Raw genomic sequence first — 20129 nt, forward strand, 5'->3', positions numbered from 1 at the left:
GCTTAGCCGCCGGGCCGGTCGGTCATCGCGGCGGCAAGAATATCGTAGAGTTGCCGAGCGGCGGGCTCGAGGATGCGGCCGCCATCATGGATCGACAGGACGAACGGCTCGCCGGTCGGATCGGGAAGTCCCTGCTTGATGCCAAGGACGTGCAGATCGGCCGGGACGCCGACGGGAATGCGCAAGGTCACGCCGAGCCCGGCTTCGACCGCGGCCCACAGGCCGCGCGCGCTCGCGCTGGTCAGCACGACGCGCCACGGGATGCCGGCGGCTTCCAGCAAGGCAAGTGCACGCTGACGAAAGAAGCAGGGCGCTTCGGTCAGGATGAGTGGCAGCGGCTCGCTGCCTGCCGGATCCCAGTGCAAACGGCGGGACGATGGTCCGATCCAGATTGCCTTCAGCGCGGCCAGCGGGCGGGCATCGGCGCGGTCGGTCTGGTTCATGGCGAGCGCGACATCGAGCTCGCCGCGGTCCAGTCGGTCGACGAGCGCACGATTGCGATCGACGATCGTTTCCAGGCGCACGCCCGGATGCGCGCGATTGAATCGTCCGAGCACGTCGGGAAGCCAGGTTTCGGCGAGATCGGGGGGCAGGCCGAAGCGCACCTGACCCTGCGCCGCCGTGCCCCGGACGGCGATCAGCGCCTCATCGTTGAGGTCGAGGATGCGACGCGCATAAGCGAGCAGGATTTCACCGGCCGGCGTCGGCGCCAGACCGCGGCCCTGTTTCGCGAACAGCGGCTCTCCGACCTGGTCCTCGATCTTGCGGATTTGTTGGCTGACCGCTGATTGCGACCGCCCCACGCGTTCCGCAGCGCGGCCGAAACCGCCCAATTGCTCGGCGAGCACCAGCGTCCGGAGCACGTCCATGTCGAGATTGGGCAATTGCATACTTCAGAATAACTGAAGAGAATGATAAAAACTATTTGTTTTTATGGATAGTAGGCTTCGGGTAGCGACGATGAGGAAGGAGACTAAAGATGTTCAGACTGTTGCCGCCGCCACGCACGATCGAAGTGGCTGTCGCTGCTGTCCTGATTGGCGGGTCACTCGCCACGGCATCCGCCGCGGATGAGCGCCCGTCGCTGCCCCGCGGGCTAGTCGGTACCTGGTCGCTGGTCGCCGCGGACGTCCGGCATCCCGACGGCAGTATCGGCCGTGACTATGGGGCGGCGCCGCGCGGCAGCATGATGGTGGATGCTGCCGGCCGCTACACGCTGATGATCTACAAGAGCGAACGACCCCGCTTCGCCTCGGGCGACCGAGCCACCGGCACGCCGGAAGAATATCGCGAGACCGCGTTGGGGATGAGCGTGCATTATGGGACGTTGAGCGCGGACGTGAAGGCGCACAAATTGACCTTCGCGATCGAGCAAGCGAGCTTCGCCAATTGGAACGGGACGAGGCAGGTCAGGCAGTACGAGTTGCAGGGCAAGGTATTGCGCTACACCGTCGCCGCGCGCCCCAATGGCGACATCCCGATCTCGGTCTGGCGGAAGGTCGATTAGATTGTAAATTAGATTACATATTATCGGACGATTCTGCGCTCGCAGTCACATCATGACCACTATCGTCCTCGAGCCGCTGACGGCGAATCATGTAAATAGCTGTACATAACCTCGCATCACTACAAGCGAGGACGTACCGTGACCTACCAAGATTCGATCGCTGCGACCGGCCAGCTCATCACGAGCCACAACGGCACCTGGGACGGAATCGGCGCCGAGGCAGTAGCGCGGATGCAGATCCAGAACCGGTTCCGCACCGGGCTCGACATCGCCCGCTACACTGCGGCGATCATGCGCCGCGACATGGCGGCGTACGACGCCGACCCGGCCAACTATACCCAGTCGCTCGGCTGCTGGCACGGATTCATCGGCCAGCAGAAGATGATCAGCATCAAGAAGCATTTCGGCTCGACCGAGCGCCGCTATCTCTATCTGTCGGGCTGGATGGTAGCCGCATTGCGTTCGGATTTCGGACCGCTGCCCGACCAGTCGATGCACGAAAAGACCAGCGTTCCCGCGCTGATCGAGGAGCTCTACACCTTCCTGCGTCAGGCCGATGCGCGCGAGCTGGGGATGATGTTCCGTGAGTTGGACAAGGCGCGTGAGGCGGGCGACGAAGTTGCCGAACAGCGGCTGATCCACGCGATCGACAATCACCAGACGCACGTCGTGCCGATCATCGCCGATATCGATGCCGGCTTCGGCAATGCCGAGGCGACCTATCTGCTCGCCAAGAAGATGATCGAGGCCGGTGCTTGCGCGTTGCAGATCGAGAATCAGGTCTCAGACGAAAAGCAATGCGGGCATCAGGACGGCAAGGTCACCGTGCCGCATGAGGACTTCCTCGCGAAGGTCCGCGCCTGCCGCTACGCCTTCCTGGAGCTCGGTGTCGAGGACGGGATCATCGTCACGCGCACCGACTCATTGGGGGCGGGGCTGACCAAGCAGATCGCGATCAGCCACACGCCGGGCGATCTCGGCGACCAATACAATTCGTTCCTCGATTGCGAGGAGATTGCGATCGGCGACCTCAAGGCTGGCGACGTCGTGATCGAGCGCGACGGGAAGCTGGTCCGTCCCAAGCGGCTGAAGTCGAACCTATATCAGTTCCGCGATGGGACCGGTGCCGATCGCTGCGTGATGGACTGCATCGCTTCGCTGCAGAACGGTGCCGACCTGTTGTGGATCGAAACCGAGAAGCCGCATATCGAGCAGATCGCCTCGATGGTCGACCGCATCCGCGAAGTCGTGCCCAACGCCAAGCTGGTCTACAACAATTCACCCAGCTTCAACTGGACGCTCAATTTCCGCCAGCAAGTCTATGACGCCTGGGTCGAAGCGGGCCGCGACGTCTCGGCCTATGATCGCGCGAAGCTGATGAGCGTGGATTACGACGCGACCGATCTGGCAGCCGAGGCCGATGAGCGGATCCGCACCTTCCAGGCGGATGCCGCGAAGCGAGCGGGGATTTTCCACCACCTGATCACCTTGCCGACCTATCACACCGCTGCTCTGTCGACCGACAATCTGGCCAGGGAATATTTCGGCGAGGCCGGCATGCTGGGCTACGTCAAGAACGTCCAGCGCCAGGAAATCCGTCAGGGCATCGCCGCGGTGAAGCACCAGAACATGTCGGGCAGCGACCTGGGCGACGATCACAAGGAGTATTTCGCAGGAGAGGCGGCGCTCAAGGCGGGCGGCGCGCACAATACGATGAACCAATTCGCGGCGTGATCGAGCGGGATAGCGCAGGCTATCCCGCGCTAGCGCTCGCGCCCGGCCGGCGGGCCCACAGCCCCGACTGACGACGCGGCTTTGCCGCGGCGTTACCGGCAACAATATAATCGCGGCCTGGCCGCGACGTTCGCCGCGTCAGCCCCCGCATGCGGCGAACCAGGGACGGCCCGGAGGAAGTAGCCCCTCCGGGCCGTTTCGTTTTTTAAAGAGAGACCGGAAGGGCAAGGCGACACCGCGCCGACTTACGCCGCGCCGTCGCGGAAGCGATCGAGCCATTGCGCCCTGAGCGCAGCCGGCCGCACCGGATAACGTTCCTCCAGGACATCCGCCGCGACGATACGGTCGAGCCGGAAAGATCGAAAATCCTCGCGCAGCTCGCACCAGGCGGCAAGCAGCCGCGCGGCGTCGAGATAGCCGATCGCGACTGGCCAGACGATACGCTCGCTGACCCGGTCCTGCTCGTCGCGATAGGTGAGGCGGATCTTGCTGCCGCTGCGGATGGCGGTGCGCAATCGGCTGGCATCGACGCTGTCCGGCGCGATCCGCCAGCCCGGCGCGGTGCGCGCCACGGCATCGGTGATCAGCGGGACCATGTCGTTCGGCACGACCGCGGCTATCTTGGCGAGCAGGTCGCGGGCGGCGCGCGCCAAGGCGGGATCGCCATGCCCTTCGACCCATTGCGCGCCCAGCGCGGCAGCCTCTGCCTCTTCGGATGTCAGCATCAGCGGCGGAAGGTCATAGCCGTCGTCGAGTACATAGCCGATCCCGGCTTCCCCGCGCACCGGCACGCGCTGGCCCATCAACGCGGCGATATCGCGATAGACCGAGCGTTTCGAGGTCTCGAGCTCGATGGCGATCGCCTCGGCAGTGATCGGCCGCCGCTCGCGGCGGAGGATCTGGACGATCTGGAACAGGCGGTCGGCGCGTCGCATTTCCGCTCTTTAGCTGCACGATGCTGACAGCATGGTGGCAGCAGGGTGGCAGTAAGTCGATTCCTGTGAACGACAGGAGATCAGGGATGTTGAAGACCTATCACGGTAGTTGCCATTGCGGCGCGGTGCGTTTCGAGGCGGATATCGATCTCGCCGCGGGCACCGGGAAATGCAATTGCTCGATCTGCACCAAGCGCCGCTCCTGGGGTGCATTGCTCAAGCCCGACCAGTTCCGGCTGCTGTCGGGCGCCGACAATCTGTCCGACTATCAGTTCGGGACGAAATCCGGCCATCACCGCTTCTGCAAGACCTGCGGCGTCGCGGCGTTCGGCGATGGTTATGTCGAGGCGATCGGCGGCGATTACGTATCGGTCAACGTCAATTGCCTCGACGACGTCAGCGATCAGGAACTGGCGGAGGTGCCAGTCAATTTCGCCAACGGGCGCGACAATGCCTGGTGGGAACCGCCGGCCGTTACGTCCTATCTGTGATCTTTATTCGCACGCCAGCAAGGCCCGCGCGGCCGGGTGCAACGCCCGGGCGGCGACGGCTTTGGTTCGATCAAGGATTATGCGGCGACGCGCAGCCAGATTGCGGTGGCGTCGTCGCCTTGCTTGAAGCGCGGCCAGCGCATGCATTCGGCGTCTTCGGCCTCGGCGGCGCGCAACCGCGCGGCAATGCCGGATAGTCCACCCTCCGCGAGCAGGCCGGGCAGCGCCGCTTGTTCGATCAGGCGATAGAGATCGGTGACGGCAGCAAAGCCGTCGCTCATCAGCAGCAATTCGTCGCCGACCACACAGGGCTGGCTCGAATAATAGATGTGCTCGGCACCCGCCGGATCGACGCCTAGCACCAGGCGATCGGGCCGGCTGCGCGCCGTCCGCAGGACGTCGAGCACCGGCGCCGCGCGCTTGACCGACCCCAGGCCGTGATGTGCGACGCTACGGGCGAGATCGGTTTCGTCGTCGCGGATATCGCGCTGCGGCCCGATCCGGGTCGCCTGGCCATCGCGGATCAGCAGGGCCGCGCAATCGCCGAGCCAGGCGCAATCGATCACATTCTCGGCAATCGAAACCGCGAGGAACGAGGCTGAAGGCAGCTCCCAGCTTTCAGGTGTGCGGGTGCGTTGCTCGGCAAAAGCGGCGGCGACGCGCTCGAACACCGTCCGGCACGTCTGCTCGATCGATCCGTCGTCCGGGGCGCGGCCGAAGGCGCGGTCTGCCTCTGCCGCGATCCACGCCGCGCCGCCGCGATTGCCGAGCAGCCCCGGTTCGCCGAGATCGGTAGCGCCATCGATCACCCAGGCATGGGCATGGCCCGCGCCCGCGCGGTCGTCATTCGCCTTCGACGAATCGCCGGCGATCGACAGCGATTGGATCAGGTCGAGATGCATGTGCCCCCTTCGCTTTGGAGAAGTCAGGCGCCGGCGGTGTCGAGCTTATCCAGCTGAGCGGCGCTGAGCGTCAGGCCCATCGCCGGGAGCAATTCCTGAAGCTGGGCTACACTGGTCGCGCTGGCGATCGGTGCGGTGACGCCGGGTTGCGTGGCGAGCCAGGCCAAAGCGACCTGCGCCAATGTCGCGCCGGTCTCCGCCGCCACTTCGTCCATCGCCTTCAGCACCGCGGGTCCCTTGCCCTCGAGATAGGCGGTCATCCGCCCGCCGCGCACGCTCTTGCCGAGATCGTCGGCCGAGCGATATTTGCCGGTCAGGAAGCCCGAGGCGAGGCCGTAATAAGGCAGCACGCCGATATTATATTCGACGCAATAATCCTGCAGTTCGCCTTCGAACTTGTGCCGGCTGACCAGATTGTATTCGGGCTGCAGCACCTGAAAATGCGGCAGACCGGCGGCGCGCGCGACGTCGTTGGCCGACTTGAGCCGCGCGGCGTGGAAGTTGGACGCGCCCAGAACCGCCACCTTGCCCGCCGCGACCAGCTTGGCGAACGCCTCCATATAGGCTTCCTGCGGCGTCGCCTCGTCATCCTGATGCGCGTAATAAAGGGCGATCTGCTCGACGCCGAGCCGCTGGAGCGACGCATCGCAGGCCTCGGCGATCCGCGCGGGGGCGAGCTTCTCGCCGGCCGCGCTCGGCAGCATGCCGACCTTGGTGGCGATATCAACCTTCTTGCCGCTCGACTTGATCCACTCGCCGATCACGCTTTCCGATTCGCCGCCCTTGTGGCCGGGCACCCAGGCCGAATAGACGTCGGCGGTGTCGACCAGCGTGCCGCCGGCATCGACGAAGGCGTCGAGCACGGCGAAGCTGGTCGCCTTGTCCGCGGTCCAGCCGAACACGTTGCCGCCGAGGCAGAGTTTCGGGGTGTGTAGATGGCTGGCGCCGAGACGGCGGAGATCGGTCATTGCGCGTTTCCTGGGTCGGATGGCGTCGGGTCGGATGGCTGCGCCGGCACGGCATTGTTGGCGTCGAGCATCGCCGCGGCGTCGTTCAACGCACGCTGGTCGTCGGCCGACACACCGCCGGTATCGTCACGGCTCGAGCACGCCGCCATGCCCATCATGAGGGCGAGACCGGCGAAAGCGAGGCGAGCGCGCATCAATCCTCGATCTCGTTGCCGGCATCCTTCAGCGCCTGACCGGCATCCTTCTTCGCATCCTTGGTCGCCTTGTCCATCTTGTTCGATGCGGCATCCATGTGGTTCTCGGCGGCGCCCAGCGCCGAATCGACCGCGGCGTCGGTGGTGTTGACCGCACGCGCCATCGTCGCATTGGCGTCACCGGCCATGGTGTTGGCCGCTTGCGCCGCTTCGTTCTGCGCCTTCTGGCTGCACGCGGCGATGCCGAGCATGGCGACGATCGCGAGCGACACGGCGAGTGTCTTGGGAGCCTTGGTCATCTATACTCTCCTGCGGAATTGATCGATTAGGGTGCGGACCTATTATTAATGAGGTCGAGATGGAGACGAAAAGGGCTGCTGGGAGAGAGGGCGCGCAGCCAGATAGCGGTGTCTATCTGGCAAGCGTCCGACCGCTCCAGCGGCCCTTTTCGTCCCACCGCTTCGCGGCAGCCATGTCCGGGCGCTGTGGCGCGTCGGAGCGCTCGAACGGGGGAAACCCCCCGTTCTTCGCACTCCTCCTCCCACAGCATCCCGGACATGACTGTCTCGATCCTCATTAATAATGGGTCCGCACCCTCACACCGCTACCGCCGCCCCGTTCCGCGCGCAACGCGTTGACGGCATATAAAGATATCTTTATATCTCTATCTGACATGCCGAACGCTCTCGACATCTTCCGCGCGCTTGCCGATTCGACGCGGCTGCGGATCGTCGCGCTGGTGCGCTCGATGGAGCTGTCGGTCGGCGAACTCGCGCAAGTGCTGGGACAAAGCCAGCCACGAGTCAGCCGGCATGTGAAGATATTGTCCGATGCGGGCATCGTCGAGCGCCGCAAGGAAGGCAGCTGGGTGTTCGTCGCGATGGGCGCGCGCGATGTCGCCGCACCGCTCTGCATCGCGCTCGATGCCTGGGAAGGCGACCGCGCGCATGCCCGCGCCGAAGCCGATGCGGCACGGCTGGCGGCGGTGCGCGCCGACCGTGCGGCGCACGCGGCGGGCTGGTTCGAGAGTAATGCCGGCGAGTGGGACGCGATCCGCTCGCTGCACATCGCCGAGGAACAGGTCGAAGCGGCGATGGCCGCGGTGCTCGGCGATGCCCGGGTCGAGCGGCTGGTCGATATCGGCACCGGCACCGGCCGCATGCTCGAATTGTTCGCCGGTCAGGCCGATCATGCGCTCGGCATCGACCGCAGCTCCGAAATGCTCCGGCTGGCGCGCGCCAAACTGACCGAGCGCGGGCTCGACAATACCGAATTGCGCCAGGCCGATCTCTACGCGCTGCCGCTCGATAGCGGCACGGCGGACCTCGCGATCCTGCATCACGTTCTTCACTTCGCGCAGACGCCCGACGCGGCGATCGCCGAGGCGGCGCGCGTGCTCAATGCCGGCGGCCGGTTGCTGATCGTCGATTTCGCGCCGCACGGGCGCGAGGAATTGCGGATTCGCGACGCGCATGCGCGTCTCGGCTTTTCGGACGAGCAGATGCTTGGCTGGTTCGAGCATTCGGGGCTCGCGCCGGTGCGGACCGAGACGCTCGAGGGCGGCGAACTGACGGTGAAATTGTGGCTGGCGCGCAAGGCAGGCGCGCCGGCGCGTATAGCGGAGGCAGCGTAATGGTTTCGGTCAAGCAGATGGCGGAGGCGCGGCTGGCGCTGGCGAGTCCGTTGTTCGCGGATGTCGCGGGCGATGCCCAGGTCAGCTTCGAATTCTTCCCGCCCAAGACCGAGAAGATGGAAGAGACCCTGTGGGAGTCGCTGCAGACATTGAGCCCGCTCGCCCCGCGCTTCGTCTCGGTAACCTATGGCGCCGGCGGCTCGACCCGCGAGCGGACGCACGCGACCGTCGCCCGGATCGCGCGCGAGACCAATATCCCGGCCGCCGCGCATCTGACCTGCGTCGAGGCGACCCGGGAAGAGATCGATCAGGTTGCTGATGATTATTGGAATGCCGGCGTACGCCACATCGTCGCGCTGCGTGGCGACCCGCCGCGCGCGGGCGAGAAATATGCCACGCATCCTGGCGGCTATGCGAATGCCGCCGATCTCGTCGCGGGGCTGCGCAAGCTCCATCCGTTCGAGATTTCGGTCGCGGCCTATCCCGAATGCCATCCGGACTCGCCCGATGCGGCGGCGGACATCGACAATCTCAAGCGCAAGCTCGATGCCGGCGCCAGCCGTGCGATCACCCAGTTCTTCCACGAGGCGGAGACCTTCTTCCGCTATCGCGATGCGCTCGCCGCGGCGGGCATCGACGCGGAGATCGTTCCGGGCATCATGCCGGTGATGAATTTCGCCAGCGTCCAGCGCATGTCGGCGATGTGCGGCACCGCGGTGCCGAGCTGGATGGGACGACTGTTCGATGGGCTCGACGATCATCCCGCGGCGCGCCAATTGGTGGCGGCGACGATCGCCGCGGAATTGTGCCGGCGGCTCTATGCGGGCGGCGTGCGCAATTTCCATTTCTACACGCTCAACCGCGCCGAGCTCAGCTACGCGATCTGCCATTTGCTGGGGATCCGGCCCAAGGACGCGGCGAAAGCGGAAGCGGCTTAGGTCGTCGCCCCGGCGAAGGCCGGGGCCGCCGAGTTGACTGGCGCGAGATAACTTAACGGCCCCAGCCTCCGCCGGGGCGACGGGAAGAACTATGACACCACGTGAAAAACTGCTCGCGGAAGCCGCGAAGCGCATCCTGATCACCGACGGCGCGTTCGGCACCGAGATCCAGAACTGGAAGCTCTCGGAAGCCGATTATGCCGGCACGCTTGGCCTGAGCCACGACCAGAAGGGCAATAACGACATCCTCGCGCTGACCAAGCCCGAGGTGCCGGCATCGATTCATCGCGCTTACTTCGAGGCGGGCGCGGATATCGCCGAGACCAATACTTTCTCGGCCAACCGCATCAGCCAGGCCGATTACGGCGCCGAGCATCTGGTCCGCGAGATCAACCTCGAAAGCGCCAAGATGGCGCGCGCCATCGCCGACGAGTTCGAGGCCAAGGACGGCCGTCCACGCTTCGTCGCCGGCGCGATCGGGCCGACCAACAAGACATTGTCGCTGTCGCCCGACGTCAACGATCCCGGCTATCGCGAGATCGACTTCGATTATCTCAAGGACGTTTATCGCGAACAGATCGACGCTTTGGTCGAAGGCGGGATCGATTTCGTGCTGATCGAGACGGTGTTCGACACGCTTAACGCCAAGGCCGGCGTGATGGCAGCGATCGAGGCGGGCGAGGCGCTTGGCCGCGACTTGCCGATCATGCTGTCGATGACCTTGACCGATCTGTCGGGCCGCAACCTGTCGGGGCACACGGTCGAGGCGTTCTGGCATGCGGTGCGCCATGCCAAGCCGGTGACGATCGGGCTCAATTGCTCGTTCGGCGCCGAGCAGCTTCGGCCGCACGTCAAGACGTTGAGCGGGATCGCCGACACGCTGATCATGGTCTATCCCAATGCCGGCCTGCCCAACGAACTCGGTGCCTATGACGAGGAGCCGGCGACCACTGCCGGGCTGGTCGGCGAATGGGCCGAAGCCGGACAGGTCAACATCCTCGGCGGCTGCTGTGGCTCGACGCCGGCGCACATAAAGGCGATCGCCGATGGGGTGAAGGGACTTGCCCCGCGCGCGATTGTCACCCCCGAGGTGCGGACGCGGCTCGCCGGGCTCGAACCGATGATCATGGCGGCCTGAAATAAATTCCTCCCCGTTTACGGGGAGGGGGACCATGCGCAGCATGGTGGAGGGGGCTCTCCACCAGCGTTGACCTAACCGGAGAGCCCCCTCCACCGCTCTTGCGAGCGGTCCCCCTCCCCGCAAGCGGGGAGGATTGAAGAGTAAAAAATGACCACCACGCCTTCCTCCGCCAATTTCGTCAATGTCGGCGAGCGCACCAATGTCACCGGGTCGGCGGCGTTCAAGAAGCTGATCATGGCCGGCGATTATGCCAAGGCGGTCGAGGTTGCGCGCCAGCAGGTCGAGAACGGCGCGCAGGTGGTCGACGTCAATATGGACGAGGGCCTGCTCGACGCGGTCCATGCGATGACCACCTTCCTCAAGCTGATCGCCGCCGAGCCCGATATCGCGCGCGTGCCGGTGATGATCGACAGCTCGAAATGGTCGGTGATCGAGGCGGGGCTGAAGTGCGTGTCGGGCAAGCCGATCGTCAATTCGATCAGCATGAAGGAAGGCGAGGAGCAGTTCCTCGACCATGCCCGCAAGTGCATGGCTTATGGCGCCGCGGCCGTCGTCATGGCGTTCGACGAGGTCGGCCAGGCCGACACAAGGGAGCGCAAGGTCGAGATCTGCGAGCGCGCATACAAATTGCTCACCGGAATCGGCTTTCCGCCCGAGGACATCATCTTCGATCCCAACGTGTTCGCGATCGCGACCGGGATCGAGGAGCACAATAATTACGGCGTCGACTTCATCGAGGCGACGCGCGAGATCAAGCAGCGCTGCCCGCACGTCCATATCTCGGGCGGCCTGTCCAACCTGAGCTTCTCGTTCCGCGGCAACGAGCCGGTGCGCCGCGCGATGCACTCGGTATTCCTCTATTATGCGATCCCCGCGGGCATGGACATGGCGATCGTCAACGCCGGCCAGCTCGACGTTTACGACACGATCGATCCCGAGTTGCGCCAGGCGTGCGAGGACGTCATCCTCAACAAGGATCCCGATGCCGGCGAACGGCTGGTCGCGCTTGCCGAGAAGTTCCGCGGTACCGATGTGGCGGCCGAAAAGGCGGCCGAGGAATGGCGTAGCTGGACCGTCGACAAGCGGCTCGAACACGCTTTGGTCAAGGGCCTCGACCAATATGTCGTCGAGGATACCGAGGAAGCGCGGCTACAGACCGCGCGCCCGATCGAAGTGATCGAAGGTCCGTTGATGGACGGGATGAACGTCGTCGGCGACCTGTTCGGATCGGGCAAGATGTTCCTGCCCCAGGTGGTGAAGTCGGCGCGCGTGATGAAGAAAGCGGTGGCGCATCTGCTGCCCTTCATCGAGGCGCAGAAGGAGCCGGGCGCCAAGGGCAAGGGCAAGATCATCATGGCGACCGTCAAGGGCGACGTCCATGATATCGGCAAGAACATCGTCGGCGTGGTGCTCCAGTGCAACGGCTTCGACGTGGTCGATCTGGGCGTGATGGTGCCGTGGTCGAAGATCCTCGAGGCGGCGAACGAGAACGATGCCGACATGATCGGCCTGTCGGGCCTGATCACGCCGAGCCTCGACGAGATGGTCACCGTCGCCGAGGAAATGAAACGCGCCAAGATGACGATGCCGCTGCTGATCGGCGGCGCGACGACGTCGAAGGTGCACACCGCGCTGCGCATCGCGCCCGCCTATGACGGTCCGGTCGTCCATGTGCTCGACGCCAGTCGCGCGGTCGGCGTCGCGACCACGCTGGTGTCCGACACCCAACGCGACGATTATGTCATCAAGATCGCCGACGATTATGCCGCCGTGCGCAAGTCGCGCGAGAATAAGGGGCAGAATGAGCTGCTGCCGCTGGCGCAGGCGCGTGCCAATGGCTTCAAGGCCGACATGGCGCTGAAACCGTCGGCGCCGAAACAACCCGGCCGCCATGTCTTCGCCGATTGGGATCTGAGCGACCTGCGCGAATGCATCGACTGGACGCCGTTCTTCCGCGCCTGGGAACTTGCCGGCACTTATCCCAAGATCCTCGATGACGAGATCGTCGGCGAAAGCGCGCGGTCGTTGTTTGCCGATGCCAACAAGATGCTCGACAAGATCGTCGCGGAAAAGTGGCTGACCGCGCGAGCTGTGGTCGGACTGTGGCCGTGCGCGCGTTATGAGGACGATGTCGTGGTCGCACCCGAGGGCGACTGGACCGCCGAGCAGTTGCGCAGCTTCGATTTCCTCAACATGGCCGACGACGAGAGCCATGTCCGTCTGCCGTTCCTGCGCCAGCAGATCGCCAAGCGCGAAGGCCGGCCCAATATGTGCCTCGCCGATTTCGTCGACCCGGCGGGCGACTGGCTCGGCGGTTTCGCGGTGTCGATTCACGGCATCGAACCGCATCTCGCGCGGTTCAAGGCGGCGATCGACGATTATTCCGATATCCTGCTGAAGGCGCTTGCCGACCGCTTCGCCGAGGCGCTGGCGGAGCGGCTCCACCAGCATGTCCGCACCACGCTCTGGGGCTATGCCGAAGGCGAGCAGCTGACCAACGAGGCGCTGATCCGCGAGCAATATCGCGGTATCCGTCCAGCGCCGGGCTATCCCGCGTGCCCCGACCACAGCCTGAAACCGATATTGTTCAAGCTGCTCGACGCGCATCATGCGACGGGTATCAGCCTGACCGAAAGCTTCGCGATGCTGCCGACCGCGGCGGTCAGCGGCTTCTATTTCGGTCACCCGCAGGCGGAGTATTTCGGCGTCGCGCGGATCGGCCGGGACCAGGTCGAGGATTATGGCGCGCGGCGCGGGACGGACCTGCCGACGACCGAGCGGTGGCTGCGGCCCAATCTCGACTGAGATCGCGTCCGAAACGGAGGCATCTCGCGTGGATGCGGAGGTCCTCGGCTGGTAACCTTCCCCCGATAGAAATGGGGAGGGACTAATGGCCGATCGTGATGCCGTGCTCGCAGCAATCGACGCCGCTTATGCCGCGCGCAAACGGGGCGACAAGGAAGCGCTCGCCACGCGTTTTGCGCCGGGCGCCACCTTTCGGCTCGTCGGCCGAAGCGATGTCATGGGATTCGATGTGGGGCCGGTCGACGCGCTGGGCGCGATCAACGAGTTGATCGACCTCTTCACTTTCCACGAGATGGAGCGGCTGCACGTCGCGGTGAATGATCATACCGTCTTCATGCACTGGCGTATCGATGTCTCCGCACGCGGCGGTGAGCGAGACGTCACCGAAATATGCGACATCTGGACGCTGGACGACGACTTGAAGGCGGTGTCGCTGGTCGAGTTCGCCGATACCGCGACGATGGCGCAGATGGCCGCGAGTGCGATGGCGGCTGGGTAGTGCGCGGGGATTGCGCAACTCTTTCCCTCTCCCCTTGTGGGAGAGGGAGGGAGCCGACGTAGTCGGCGGAAGGGTGAGGGGGACTCTCAGCCACCTCGCAGACCCCCCCTCATCCTTCCGCGCCTTCGGCGCTCCCTCCTTCTCCCACAAGGGGAGAAGGAATTTGTCTCCCATTGGGTCATCGCTCGACCTGATTCACATCTGAGGCGATCACGCGCAGCGGAAAGGCGGAATTAACCGTCATTCGCCCTTCTGTCGGCACGCCGAGCGTAGAATAGCCACGCGCGAAGGAGTCTCCCAATGCGCCCTGCCCTGTTCGCCCTGCTCCCGTTACTCGCCGCAACACCCCTCCAGGCCGAGCCGGGTGCCGCGCCGTTCACCGTGCAGGAAACCGGGCAAGGCTTCGCCAATCTCGACGATGCGGTGCAGTCGATCCGGATGGGCACCGCGACGATCGTGATCGCGCCCGGTGTCTATCACCAATGCACCGTCCAGGCGGGCGGCAACATCACCTTCAAGGCGGCCGAACCGGGCAAGGTGATCTTCGACGGCGAGGCGTGCGAAGGCAAAGCGGCGTTCGTGCTGCGCGGACTGTCGTCGGTCGTCGACGGCATCGTTTTCCGCAACATGCGCGTGTCGGACGGCAACGGCGCCGGCATCCGCACCGAGATGGGCAACCTGACCGTGCGCAACTCGATGTTCCTCGACAGTCAGGAAGGCATTCTCGGCGGCCAGCCCGCGGGCCAGCAGATCGTCATCGACCGCTCGACCTTTTCCGGGCTCGGCCAGTGCGACGAGACGGTCGATTGTTCGCATTCGATCTATCTCGCGAACAAGGGATCGGTGACGATCACGCGCTCGCGCTTCGAGCGCGGCACCGGCGGGCATTACGTCAAATTGCGGGTGCCCAATCTGTCGATCACCGACAACAGCTTCGACGACAGCCAGGGCCGCAAGACCAATTACATGATCGACTTGTCGGAAGGCGGCACCGGACTGATCGCGCGCAACACCTTCGCCGACGGACCGAACAAGGAGAATTGGACCGGCTTCATCGTCGTCGCGGCGGAAGGGCGGACCTATCCGTCCACCGGGCTGAAAGTCGTCGACAATGTCGCGACCCTCGCGCCCAATTTCGCCAAGAGCCCGGCGTTCGTCGCCAATGTCGGACGTGATCGGTTGGAGGTGGGCGAGAACCAATTGGCGGCGGGCATCCGGAAATACGAGGAGCGCTGAAGGTCGTTACTCTAAGTGCTCCTGCGAAAGCAGGAGCCCAGGGTTACAGAGGGAATCGCTTGCGACCCTAGGCTCCTGCTTTCGCAGGAGCACTGAAAGCGGATCGTTTTAAGGCCGATTAGACAGCTGAAACCGGTTCTTGTCGGGATCGTCGCCGTCGCACAGATGGAGATCGCCGAACACCTTGACCGGCCCCATCTTGGCTCCACGCGACACCAGATCCTCGCGTGCCTTGGCGACATCGTCGGCGTGAAAGACGATCTTGTGCGGGCCCTCGAAATCGGGACCGATCTTGACGCCTTTGCCTGCGGCATGGATCGCGATGTTGCAGCCGCCTGCGGCCAGATCGGCCCAGCCATCGTCCCCCTCGACGACCTCCAGCCCGAACATGTCGCGATAGAAGTCGCGCATCGCGGCGAAATTGTGCGTGAAGATGATCACGCGGCGCATCGCGTAGCTCATGGGCAGGTGCTCCCCGTGCCGCCGTCGAGATCGAGGCAGCGGCCGTCGACATCGCCCGGCTTGAGCGCGAAGCCGAGTACGCCGGCCAGGCTGGGCATGATGTCGACCGTTTCGATCGACAGCGGCTGCTCGAACCCCTTCATCCCCTTGCGCCAGAACAGGATCGGCACGCGGCGGTCATAATCCCAGGGCGATCCGTGCGTCGCCACCGCGCCGGGATAATCGCCGGGCGGGATCGCGGTGATGCGCGGCTTCAGGAACACGACGAAATCGCCCGACCGCGAAGGATCGAACGAGGCGCGCTCGCGCTGGAGCAACGTCCAGCCCTCGGGCGGGCCTTCGGGCAGCGGCGCGGCGGCGATCTCCGCCTGGGTATAGACCGCGGCAACCTGCGGATCGGCGCGGTAATGCGCGACGGCGGCGGCGAGCACCTTGGCGCGCTGGTCGCCGGTCAGCTTGGGGTCGATCCAGACGTCGCCATTGGTGACGCCGTACAGGATGCGACCGGTCAGCCCCATGTCCTTGGCGATCACCTCTCCAACGGTCTTGGGCGTCAGTGCGAGCGCGACACGGTCGGCCATCGGCATCGCACGTTCACGTTCACGTTCGGGAATGTCGTTGCCGCCATGATCGGCGGTCAGCGCGACGACATAGTCGACGCCGGTCTTGTCCAGCGCGGCGAACAATTTGCCCAGTGTCTGGTCGAGATTGGCGAGCTGGATGCACATCTCCGACCCTTCGGTGCCGTAGGTGTGCCCGACATAATCGGTCGCCGAAGCGCCGATCGTCAGTATGTCGGTCGACTTGCCGTGCCCGAGCTTCATGTCGCGGACCATGGTGGTGGCGAGCCCGACGATCGCGCTGTCGAAGGCGGGCGAGGCTTTCCATTTAGGTTCGACATTGGCGGCCCGTTCGAACCGGCCGGCGCCGACGGTCTGGCCGTTGGCGACCATTGCGCGGTCGACCGGCTTGCACCAATCGGGCTCGGCGAACGCGGCGCCGGGCTTGGCGATCTCGGCCTTCGTCGCGGCGTTGGCGGCGGTCACCGCGGCAGGCTCGGCGCGGCCGGCATAGGAAATGAAGCCCTTGCCGTCGCGCCAGAACCAGAGCTGGTCGACCCTGTGCCCGCCCATCATGATCGCGGCGCGATCCTTGCCCGCGATCGACACCGTCCGGACGTCGGGGTCGGCATCCTTCATTCGTTCGCCGAGCGTGGGCACGCGCAGGTGAATGTCGGAGGCGACATAGTCCTTGGCCGAGCCTTTCGACGGATCCTCGGCGCAATAGATCGATCCGGGGCGCGGGCCGGTCCATTCGTACCACTCGTTGGCGATGATCCCGGTCCGCGTCGGGCGATCGCCGGTCATGATCGTCGAATGGCCGGGACAGGTTTCGGTTGCGGCATGGCTCTGGAATCCGGCGGGGAAAACCGCGCCGTCGAGCAGGCGCTTGAACCCGCCAGTGAACCGATTGCGATATTCGGCGAACAGATCGGCGGAGAATTGGTCGACCGAGATCACCACGACGAGCTTCGGCGGTGGCGCCTTGGCGGGTGCGGCGGCCGGCGGGGCGTCCTGTGCGGCGAGCGGCGCGGCGACGAGCGCGAGGGCAAGCGGGACGAATTTGGCAAGGCGCATCGGGGGAAACTCCGCTGGCGGGCTGGGCGAGGCGATGAAGGACCGCTAAGGGGCGGACGTGTCAGGTACAAGAGGTCGCATGCGCGCGTTCGGTTTCGTCCCCGTGACAATGATGCTGACGATGATGCTGGCGATCTTCGCCTGGGCCGCTCCGGCGTCCGCGCAAGGCGATCCGGCGAACGATCCGCCGCCGCATCTGAAAATCCAGCTCGTCGCGGAGACAAGCACGCCCAAAGCGGGCAGCACGATCAACCTCGCGCTCGATAGCCGGCCGCAGCAGGGTTGGCATGGATACTGGCAGAATCCGGGCGACGCCGGATTTCCGGCGAAATTCGCCTGGACGCTACCAAGCAATGTGACCGCGGCCGATCCGCGCTATCCGGCGCCGCAGCAACTGATCGTCGCCGGGTTGATGAACTATGTGTTCGAGCAGCCTTATGCGGTGATCGTACCGCTGACCGTGCCCCAGGGATTGGCGACGGGAACCCGGCTGCCGATCAAGCTGCACCTCCAATATCTCGTTTGTACCAAAACCTTGTGCGTTCCCGAACAGGCCGATCTCGCGACGGAGCTGGCCGTCGGCGACGGGCAGCCCGACCAGGCGCTGGCGCCGCAATTCGCGCAATGGAGGCGCGCATTGCCGCAGCCGCTGGGATCGCGCGCGACCTATCAGGCGCAAGGCGGCGCGGTGCGGATCGCGATCCCCTATCCGGCGGGCGCCGCCGGGGCAGGGGCCTATTTCTATCCGATTACTGCCAATGCGATCGACTATGCCGAACCGCAAAAAGTGGTGCGCGACGGCGATCGGCTGATCGTCACGACCAAGGGCAAGGGCGCGCCGGGCCCGATCGAGGGCGTGCTGAGCATCGACGGTCATGCACTGGCACTGACGGCGGCCCCCGGCGTCGTTCCGGCGCCGACTGCGACTGCCGGTGGGAGCGATTGGTCGACAGCCTTGCTCGCGTTTCTCGGCGCCGTGCTGGGCGGGCTGATCCTCAATGTCATGCCCTGCGTGTTCCCGATCCTGAGCCTCAAGGCATTGAGTCTGGCGCGTGCCGGCGGCGACGAGCGCGCGGCGCGGCACGAGGCGCTGGCCTATGCCGGCGGCGCGATCGCGGTGTGCCTGGCGCTTGGTGCGGCGATCCTGGCGCTGCGAGCCGGTGGGAGCGCGGTGGGCTGGGCGTTCCAGTTGCAGGACCCGCGCGTCGTCATGCTGCTGTTGCTGCTAACCGTCGCGATCGCGCTCAATCTCGCCGGCGTGTTCGAGGTGCCCGTGCCTGGCTTCGTCAACCGAACCGGTAGCGCGAGCGGCGCATTCGTCACCGGTGCGCTCGCCGCGTTCGTGGCGACGCCGTGCACCGGACCGTTCATGGCGGCGTCGCTTGGCGCTGCGTTGATCTTGCCCTGGCCCGCCGCACTCGCTGTGTTCGGAGGCTTGGGGCTGGGCCTTGCGCTGCCCTTCTTGCTGCTCGGGTTCGCACCGGCGCTGCGCAAGCGGCTGCCAAGGCCGGGTGCGTGGATGGATACGCTGCGTCGCATCCTGTCGATTCCGATGTGGTTGACCGCGGTCGCGCTTGCCTGGGTGCTGGGCAAGCAGGCTGGCGTCGACGGCATGGCGCTGGCGCTGCTCGTCTCGCTGGGCGCCGGCATCGTTTTGTGGGCGGCGGGACGGCGGCAGGCGAAGGGCGTGGGCTTTGGCGCGGTAGCCTTGGTGATCCTGGCCTTGGTCGCGGTGGCGGGCGTATGGTTGGTGCGCGATCATCCCAGCCAAGCGGCTGTCGTCGGCGCGGGCGAGGAGAAGTTCAGCGAGGCGCGGCTCGCCCAGTTGCGCGCGGAAGGGCGCCCGGTCTTCGCCTATTTCACCGCCGATTGGTGCCTGACCTGCAAGGTCAACGAGCGCGTCGCGATCGACACCGATGCCGTCCATGCCTCGTTCAAGGCGAAGAATGTCGCGGTCCTGGTCGGAGACTGGACCAATGGCGATCCGGTGCTCGGCCGCTTCATCGAAGCGCATAATCGCGCGGGCGTGCCGCTCTATCTTTATTATCCCGCGGGCGGCGGCGAGCCGCGTATCTTGCCGCAGGTATTGAGCCAGTCGCTGCTGGAGGAGTTGTGATGATCATCAGAATGCTGGGTATGACCGTCGCCGCCCTCGCGCTCATCGCGGCGGCGCCTTCGAACGATCCGCCGGCCTGGACTCAGCCGACCGCCCCGTTCCGCATCGCCGGCAATATCTATTATGTCGGGACCGCGGGCCTCGCATCCTATCTGATCGCCACGCCCAAGGGGCTGATCCTGCTCGATGCGACGATGGAGGAGAATGTCCCGGCGATCGAGGCGAACATCAAGGCGCTCGGCTTCAAGCTGTCCGACATCAAGATCCTGCTCAACAGCCATGCGCATTTCGACCATGCCGACGGGCTCGCGGCGATGAAGCGCGATACCGGCGCCAAGCTCGACGCGATGGAAGGCGACGTCTGGGCGCTGGAGAACGGCAAGCATTTCGGCGATCAGAATTATGTCGGCACCTTCGCGCCGGTTAAGGTCGATCGTCACCTCAAGGACGGCGACAAAGTGGCGCTGGGCGGGGTGACCATGACCGCATTGGTGACCGCCGGGCATACACACGGATGCACGACCTGGACCACGACGGTGAAGCTGAAGGTGGGCGTAAAGAGTGTAGTGTTCCCGTGCAGCCTGTCGGTTGCCGGCAACAAGCTCTACGGCAACAAGACCTATCCCGGCATCGTTGCCGATTACCGCGCGAGCTTCAAACGGCTCGGCGCGATGAAGGCGGATATCGTGCTGACCGCACACCCCGAACTGTCGGACGTGATGGGACGCAAGGTGAGCGGGAAGTGGCTGACCCCGGGCCTGCTCCCGAAAATGGTCGCGGAGTCCAAGGCGGCGTTCGACAAGGAACTGCTCAAGCAGCAGGCGATCGCTAAGTGATGTAGCCTCCCTGCGGCTCGCTACCTCGCAATGCGCCGCCGAAATGCGTGCCCCGCACGCATTTCTTTTCGGCGGCGCTTGTGCGCCGCAGCATT

At 65.1% G+C, this 20129-nt stretch carries 19 protein-coding genes; 11 read left to right on the top strand and 8 right to left on the bottom strand.

The features are described from left to right. Positions 1 to 2: 2 nt before the first annotated feature. The gene (locus AC1DQQ_RS15440) at positions 3 to 884 is read right to left on the bottom strand and encodes a LysR substrate-binding domain-containing protein (protein WP_478045683.1); all 882 of its coding nucleotides are present in this window, start codon (positions 882 to 884) and stop codon (positions 3 to 5) included. Between the two features lie 95 nt (positions 885 to 979). Between AC1DQQ_RS15440 and AC1DQQ_RS15445 the strand changes: the two genes are divergently transcribed. Further along, positions 980 to 1507, top strand: a complete 528-nt coding sequence (locus tag AC1DQQ_RS15445; protein ID WP_478045684.1) for a lipocalin-like domain-containing protein — start codon at positions 980 to 982, stop codon at positions 1505 to 1507. A gap of 138 nt (positions 1508 to 1645) precedes the next feature. Then, positions 1646 to 3241 (top strand): isocitrate lyase, encoded by a 1596-nt coding sequence (locus tag AC1DQQ_RS15450; RefSeq protein ID WP_478045685.1) that lies wholly within the window; start codon positions 1646 to 1648, stop codon positions 3239 to 3241. Between the two features lie 245 nt (positions 3242 to 3486). Here AC1DQQ_RS15450 and AC1DQQ_RS15455 read toward each other — a convergent pair whose 3' ends face one another. After that, complete coding sequence (locus AC1DQQ_RS15455) at positions 3487 to 4176, bottom strand: helix-turn-helix transcriptional regulator (RefSeq protein ID WP_478032066.1); 690 nt, start codon at positions 4174 to 4176, stop codon at positions 3487 to 3489. A gap of 86 nt (positions 4177 to 4262) precedes the next feature. Here AC1DQQ_RS15455 and AC1DQQ_RS15460 point away from each other — a divergent pair, with 86 nt between their 5' ends. After that, positions 4263 to 4667 carry a GFA family protein gene (locus tag AC1DQQ_RS15460; RefSeq protein ID WP_478045686.1) on the top strand — a complete coding sequence of 135 codons (405 nt, stop codon included), beginning with the start codon at positions 4263 to 4265 and terminating at the stop codon, positions 4665 to 4667. A gap of 77 nt (positions 4668 to 4744) precedes the next feature. Here AC1DQQ_RS15460 and AC1DQQ_RS15465 read toward each other — a convergent pair whose 3' ends face one another. Genes AC1DQQ_RS15465 through AC1DQQ_RS15480 form a run of 4 tightly spaced genes read right to left on the bottom strand, consistent with a single transcriptional unit; the run spans position 4745 to position 7030 of the window. Further along, a complete protein-coding gene (locus AC1DQQ_RS15465) occupies positions 4745 to 5569 on the bottom strand; it encodes a protein phosphatase 2C domain-containing protein (RefSeq protein ID WP_478045687.1) in 825 nt (274 codons plus the stop codon). 23 nt (positions 5570 to 5592) lie between these two features. Beyond that, a complete protein-coding gene (locus tag AC1DQQ_RS15470) occupies positions 5593 to 6537 on the bottom strand; it encodes an aldo/keto reductase (RefSeq protein WP_478045688.1) in 945 nt (314 codons plus the stop codon). Continuing rightward, the gene (locus AC1DQQ_RS15475; protein WP_478045689.1) at positions 6534 to 6731 is read right to left on the bottom strand and encodes a hypothetical protein; all 198 of its coding nucleotides are present in this window, start codon (positions 6729 to 6731) and stop codon (positions 6534 to 6536) included. Before AC1DQQ_RS15475 ends, AC1DQQ_RS15470 begins: the two co-directional genes overlap by 4 nt. Beyond that, positions 6731 to 7030 carry a hypothetical protein gene (locus AC1DQQ_RS15480; protein WP_478032074.1) on the bottom strand — a complete coding sequence of 100 codons (300 nt, stop codon included), beginning with the start codon at positions 7028 to 7030 and terminating at the stop codon, positions 6731 to 6733. The genes AC1DQQ_RS15475 and AC1DQQ_RS15480 overlap by 1 nt, the downstream gene beginning before the upstream one ends. A gap of 374 nt (positions 7031 to 7404) precedes the next feature. Between AC1DQQ_RS15480 and AC1DQQ_RS15485 the strand changes: the two genes are divergently transcribed. The 6 genes from AC1DQQ_RS15485 to AC1DQQ_RS15510 all read left to right on the top strand — a co-directional run bounded on the left by AC1DQQ_RS15485 (position 7405) and on the right by AC1DQQ_RS15510 (position 14983). Next, entirely contained in the window at positions 7405 to 8364 is a 960-nt protein-coding gene (locus AC1DQQ_RS15485; RefSeq protein WP_478042811.1) for an ArsR/SmtB family transcription factor, read from the top strand. Beyond that, positions 8364 to 9302 (top strand): methylenetetrahydrofolate reductase, encoded by a 939-nt coding sequence (gene metF, locus AC1DQQ_RS15490; protein WP_478032078.1) that lies wholly within the window; start codon positions 8364 to 8366, stop codon positions 9300 to 9302. The genes AC1DQQ_RS15485 and metF overlap by 1 nt, the downstream gene beginning before the upstream one ends. A gap of 91 nt (positions 9303 to 9393) precedes the next feature. Further along, positions 9394 to 10440: a homocysteine S-methyltransferase family protein gene (locus AC1DQQ_RS15495; RefSeq protein ID WP_478045690.1), complete on the top strand. Its 1047-nt coding sequence runs from the start codon at positions 9394 to 9396 to the stop codon at positions 10438 to 10440. Between the two features lie 150 nt (positions 10441 to 10590). Further along, positions 10591 to 13248 (top strand): methionine synthase, encoded by a 2658-nt coding sequence (metH, locus tag AC1DQQ_RS15500; RefSeq protein WP_478045691.1) that lies wholly within the window; start codon positions 10591 to 10593, stop codon positions 13246 to 13248. An 85-nt stretch (positions 13249 to 13333) separates the two neighbouring features. Further along, positions 13334 to 13747 (top strand): nuclear transport factor 2 family protein, encoded by a 414-nt coding sequence (locus tag AC1DQQ_RS15505; protein ID WP_478032081.1) that lies wholly within the window; start codon positions 13334 to 13336, stop codon positions 13745 to 13747. A 300-nt stretch (positions 13748 to 14047) separates the two neighbouring features. Continuing rightward, entirely contained in the window at positions 14048 to 14983 is a 936-nt protein-coding gene (locus tag AC1DQQ_RS15510; RefSeq protein ID WP_478032083.1) for a right-handed parallel beta-helix repeat-containing protein, read from the top strand. Positions 14984 to 15091: 108 nt separating this feature from the next. Here AC1DQQ_RS15510 and AC1DQQ_RS15515 read toward each other — a convergent pair whose 3' ends face one another. Together AC1DQQ_RS15515 and AC1DQQ_RS15520 are read right to left on the bottom strand one after the other, a co-directional pair. Continuing rightward, the gene (locus AC1DQQ_RS15515; protein ID WP_478032084.1) at positions 15092 to 15445 is read right to left on the bottom strand and encodes a VOC family protein; all 354 of its coding nucleotides are present in this window, start codon (positions 15443 to 15445) and stop codon (positions 15092 to 15094) included. Then, positions 15442 to 17082: an alkaline phosphatase family protein gene (locus tag AC1DQQ_RS15520; RefSeq protein WP_478032086.1), complete on the bottom strand. Its 1641-nt coding sequence runs from the start codon at positions 17080 to 17082 to the stop codon at positions 15442 to 15444. The genes AC1DQQ_RS15515 and AC1DQQ_RS15520 overlap by 4 nt, the downstream gene beginning before the upstream one ends. Before the next feature lie 79 nt (positions 17083 to 17161). Between AC1DQQ_RS15520 and AC1DQQ_RS15525 the strand changes: the two genes are divergently transcribed. Both AC1DQQ_RS15525 and bla read left to right on the top strand, forming a co-directional pair. Beyond that, positions 17162 to 19198: a protein-disulfide reductase DsbD family protein gene (locus AC1DQQ_RS15525; protein ID WP_478045692.1), complete on the top strand. Its 2037-nt coding sequence runs from the start codon at positions 17162 to 17164 to the stop codon at positions 19196 to 19198. Then, a complete protein-coding gene (bla, locus tag AC1DQQ_RS15530) occupies positions 19198 to 20034 on the top strand; it encodes a subclass B3 metallo-beta-lactamase (protein WP_478045693.1) in 837 nt (278 codons plus the stop codon). The genes AC1DQQ_RS15525 and bla overlap by 1 nt, the downstream gene beginning before the upstream one ends. Positions 20035 to 20129 lie beyond the last annotated feature (95 nt).

Source organism: Sphingomonas sp. P4_G3 (genome assembly GCF_056401105.1).

What these genes read in the sequence shown, in the direction of transcription:
- AC1DQQ_RS15445 (WP_478045684.1), top strand. Translation starts at nt 980, where the DNA reads ATGTTCAGACTGTTGCCGCCGCCACGCACGATCGAAGTGGCTGTCGCT.
- AC1DQQ_RS15455 (WP_478032066.1), bottom strand. Translation starts at nt 4,176, where the DNA reads ATGCGACGCGCCGACCGCCTGTTCCAGATCGTCCAGATCCTCCGCCGC.
- AC1DQQ_RS15460 (WP_478045686.1), top strand. Translation starts at nt 4,263, where the DNA reads ATGTTGAAGACCTATCACGGTAGTTGCCATTGCGGCGCGGTGCGTTTC.
- AC1DQQ_RS15465 (WP_478045687.1), bottom strand. Translation starts at nt 5,569, where the DNA reads ATGCATCTCGACCTGATCCAATCGCTGTCGATCGCCGGCGATTCGTCG.
- AC1DQQ_RS15470 (WP_478045688.1), bottom strand. Translation starts at nt 6,537, where the DNA reads ATGACCGATCTCCGCCGTCTCGGCGCCAGCCATCTACACACCCCGAAA.
- AC1DQQ_RS15475 (WP_478045689.1), bottom strand. Translation starts at nt 6,731, where the DNA reads ATGCGCGCTCGCCTCGCTTTCGCCGGTCTCGCCCTCATGATGGGCATG.
- AC1DQQ_RS15480 (WP_478032074.1), bottom strand. Translation starts at nt 7,030, where the DNA reads ATGACCAAGGCTCCCAAGACACTCGCCGTGTCGCTCGCGATCGTCGCC.
- AC1DQQ_RS15485 (WP_478042811.1), top strand. Translation starts at nt 7,405, where the DNA reads ATGCCGAACGCTCTCGACATCTTCCGCGCGCTTGCCGATTCGACGCGG.
- metF (WP_478032078.1), top strand. Translation starts at nt 8,364, where the DNA reads ATGGTTTCGGTCAAGCAGATGGCGGAGGCGCGGCTGGCGCTGGCGAGT.
- AC1DQQ_RS15495 (WP_478045690.1), top strand. Translation starts at nt 9,394, where the DNA reads ATGACACCACGTGAAAAACTGCTCGCGGAAGCCGCGAAGCGCATCCTG.
- metH (WP_478045691.1), top strand. Translation starts at nt 10,591, where the DNA reads ATGACCACCACGCCTTCCTCCGCCAATTTCGTCAATGTCGGCGAGCGC.
- AC1DQQ_RS15505 (WP_478032081.1), top strand. Translation starts at nt 13,334, where the DNA reads ATGGCCGATCGTGATGCCGTGCTCGCAGCAATCGACGCCGCTTATGCC.
- AC1DQQ_RS15510 (WP_478032083.1), top strand. Translation starts at nt 14,048, where the DNA reads ATGCGCCCTGCCCTGTTCGCCCTGCTCCCGTTACTCGCCGCAACACCC.
- AC1DQQ_RS15515 (WP_478032084.1), bottom strand. Translation starts at nt 15,445, where the DNA reads ATGAGCTACGCGATGCGCCGCGTGATCATCTTCACGCACAATTTCGCC.
- AC1DQQ_RS15520 (WP_478032086.1), bottom strand. Translation starts at nt 17,082, where the DNA reads ATGCGCCTTGCCAAATTCGTCCCGCTTGCCCTCGCGCTCGTCGCCGCG.
- AC1DQQ_RS15525 (WP_478045692.1), top strand. Translation starts at nt 17,162, where the DNA reads ATGCGCGCGTTCGGTTTCGTCCCCGTGACAATGATGCTGACGATGATG.
- bla (WP_478045693.1), top strand. Translation starts at nt 19,198, where the DNA reads ATGATCATCAGAATGCTGGGTATGACCGTCGCCGCCCTCGCGCTCATC.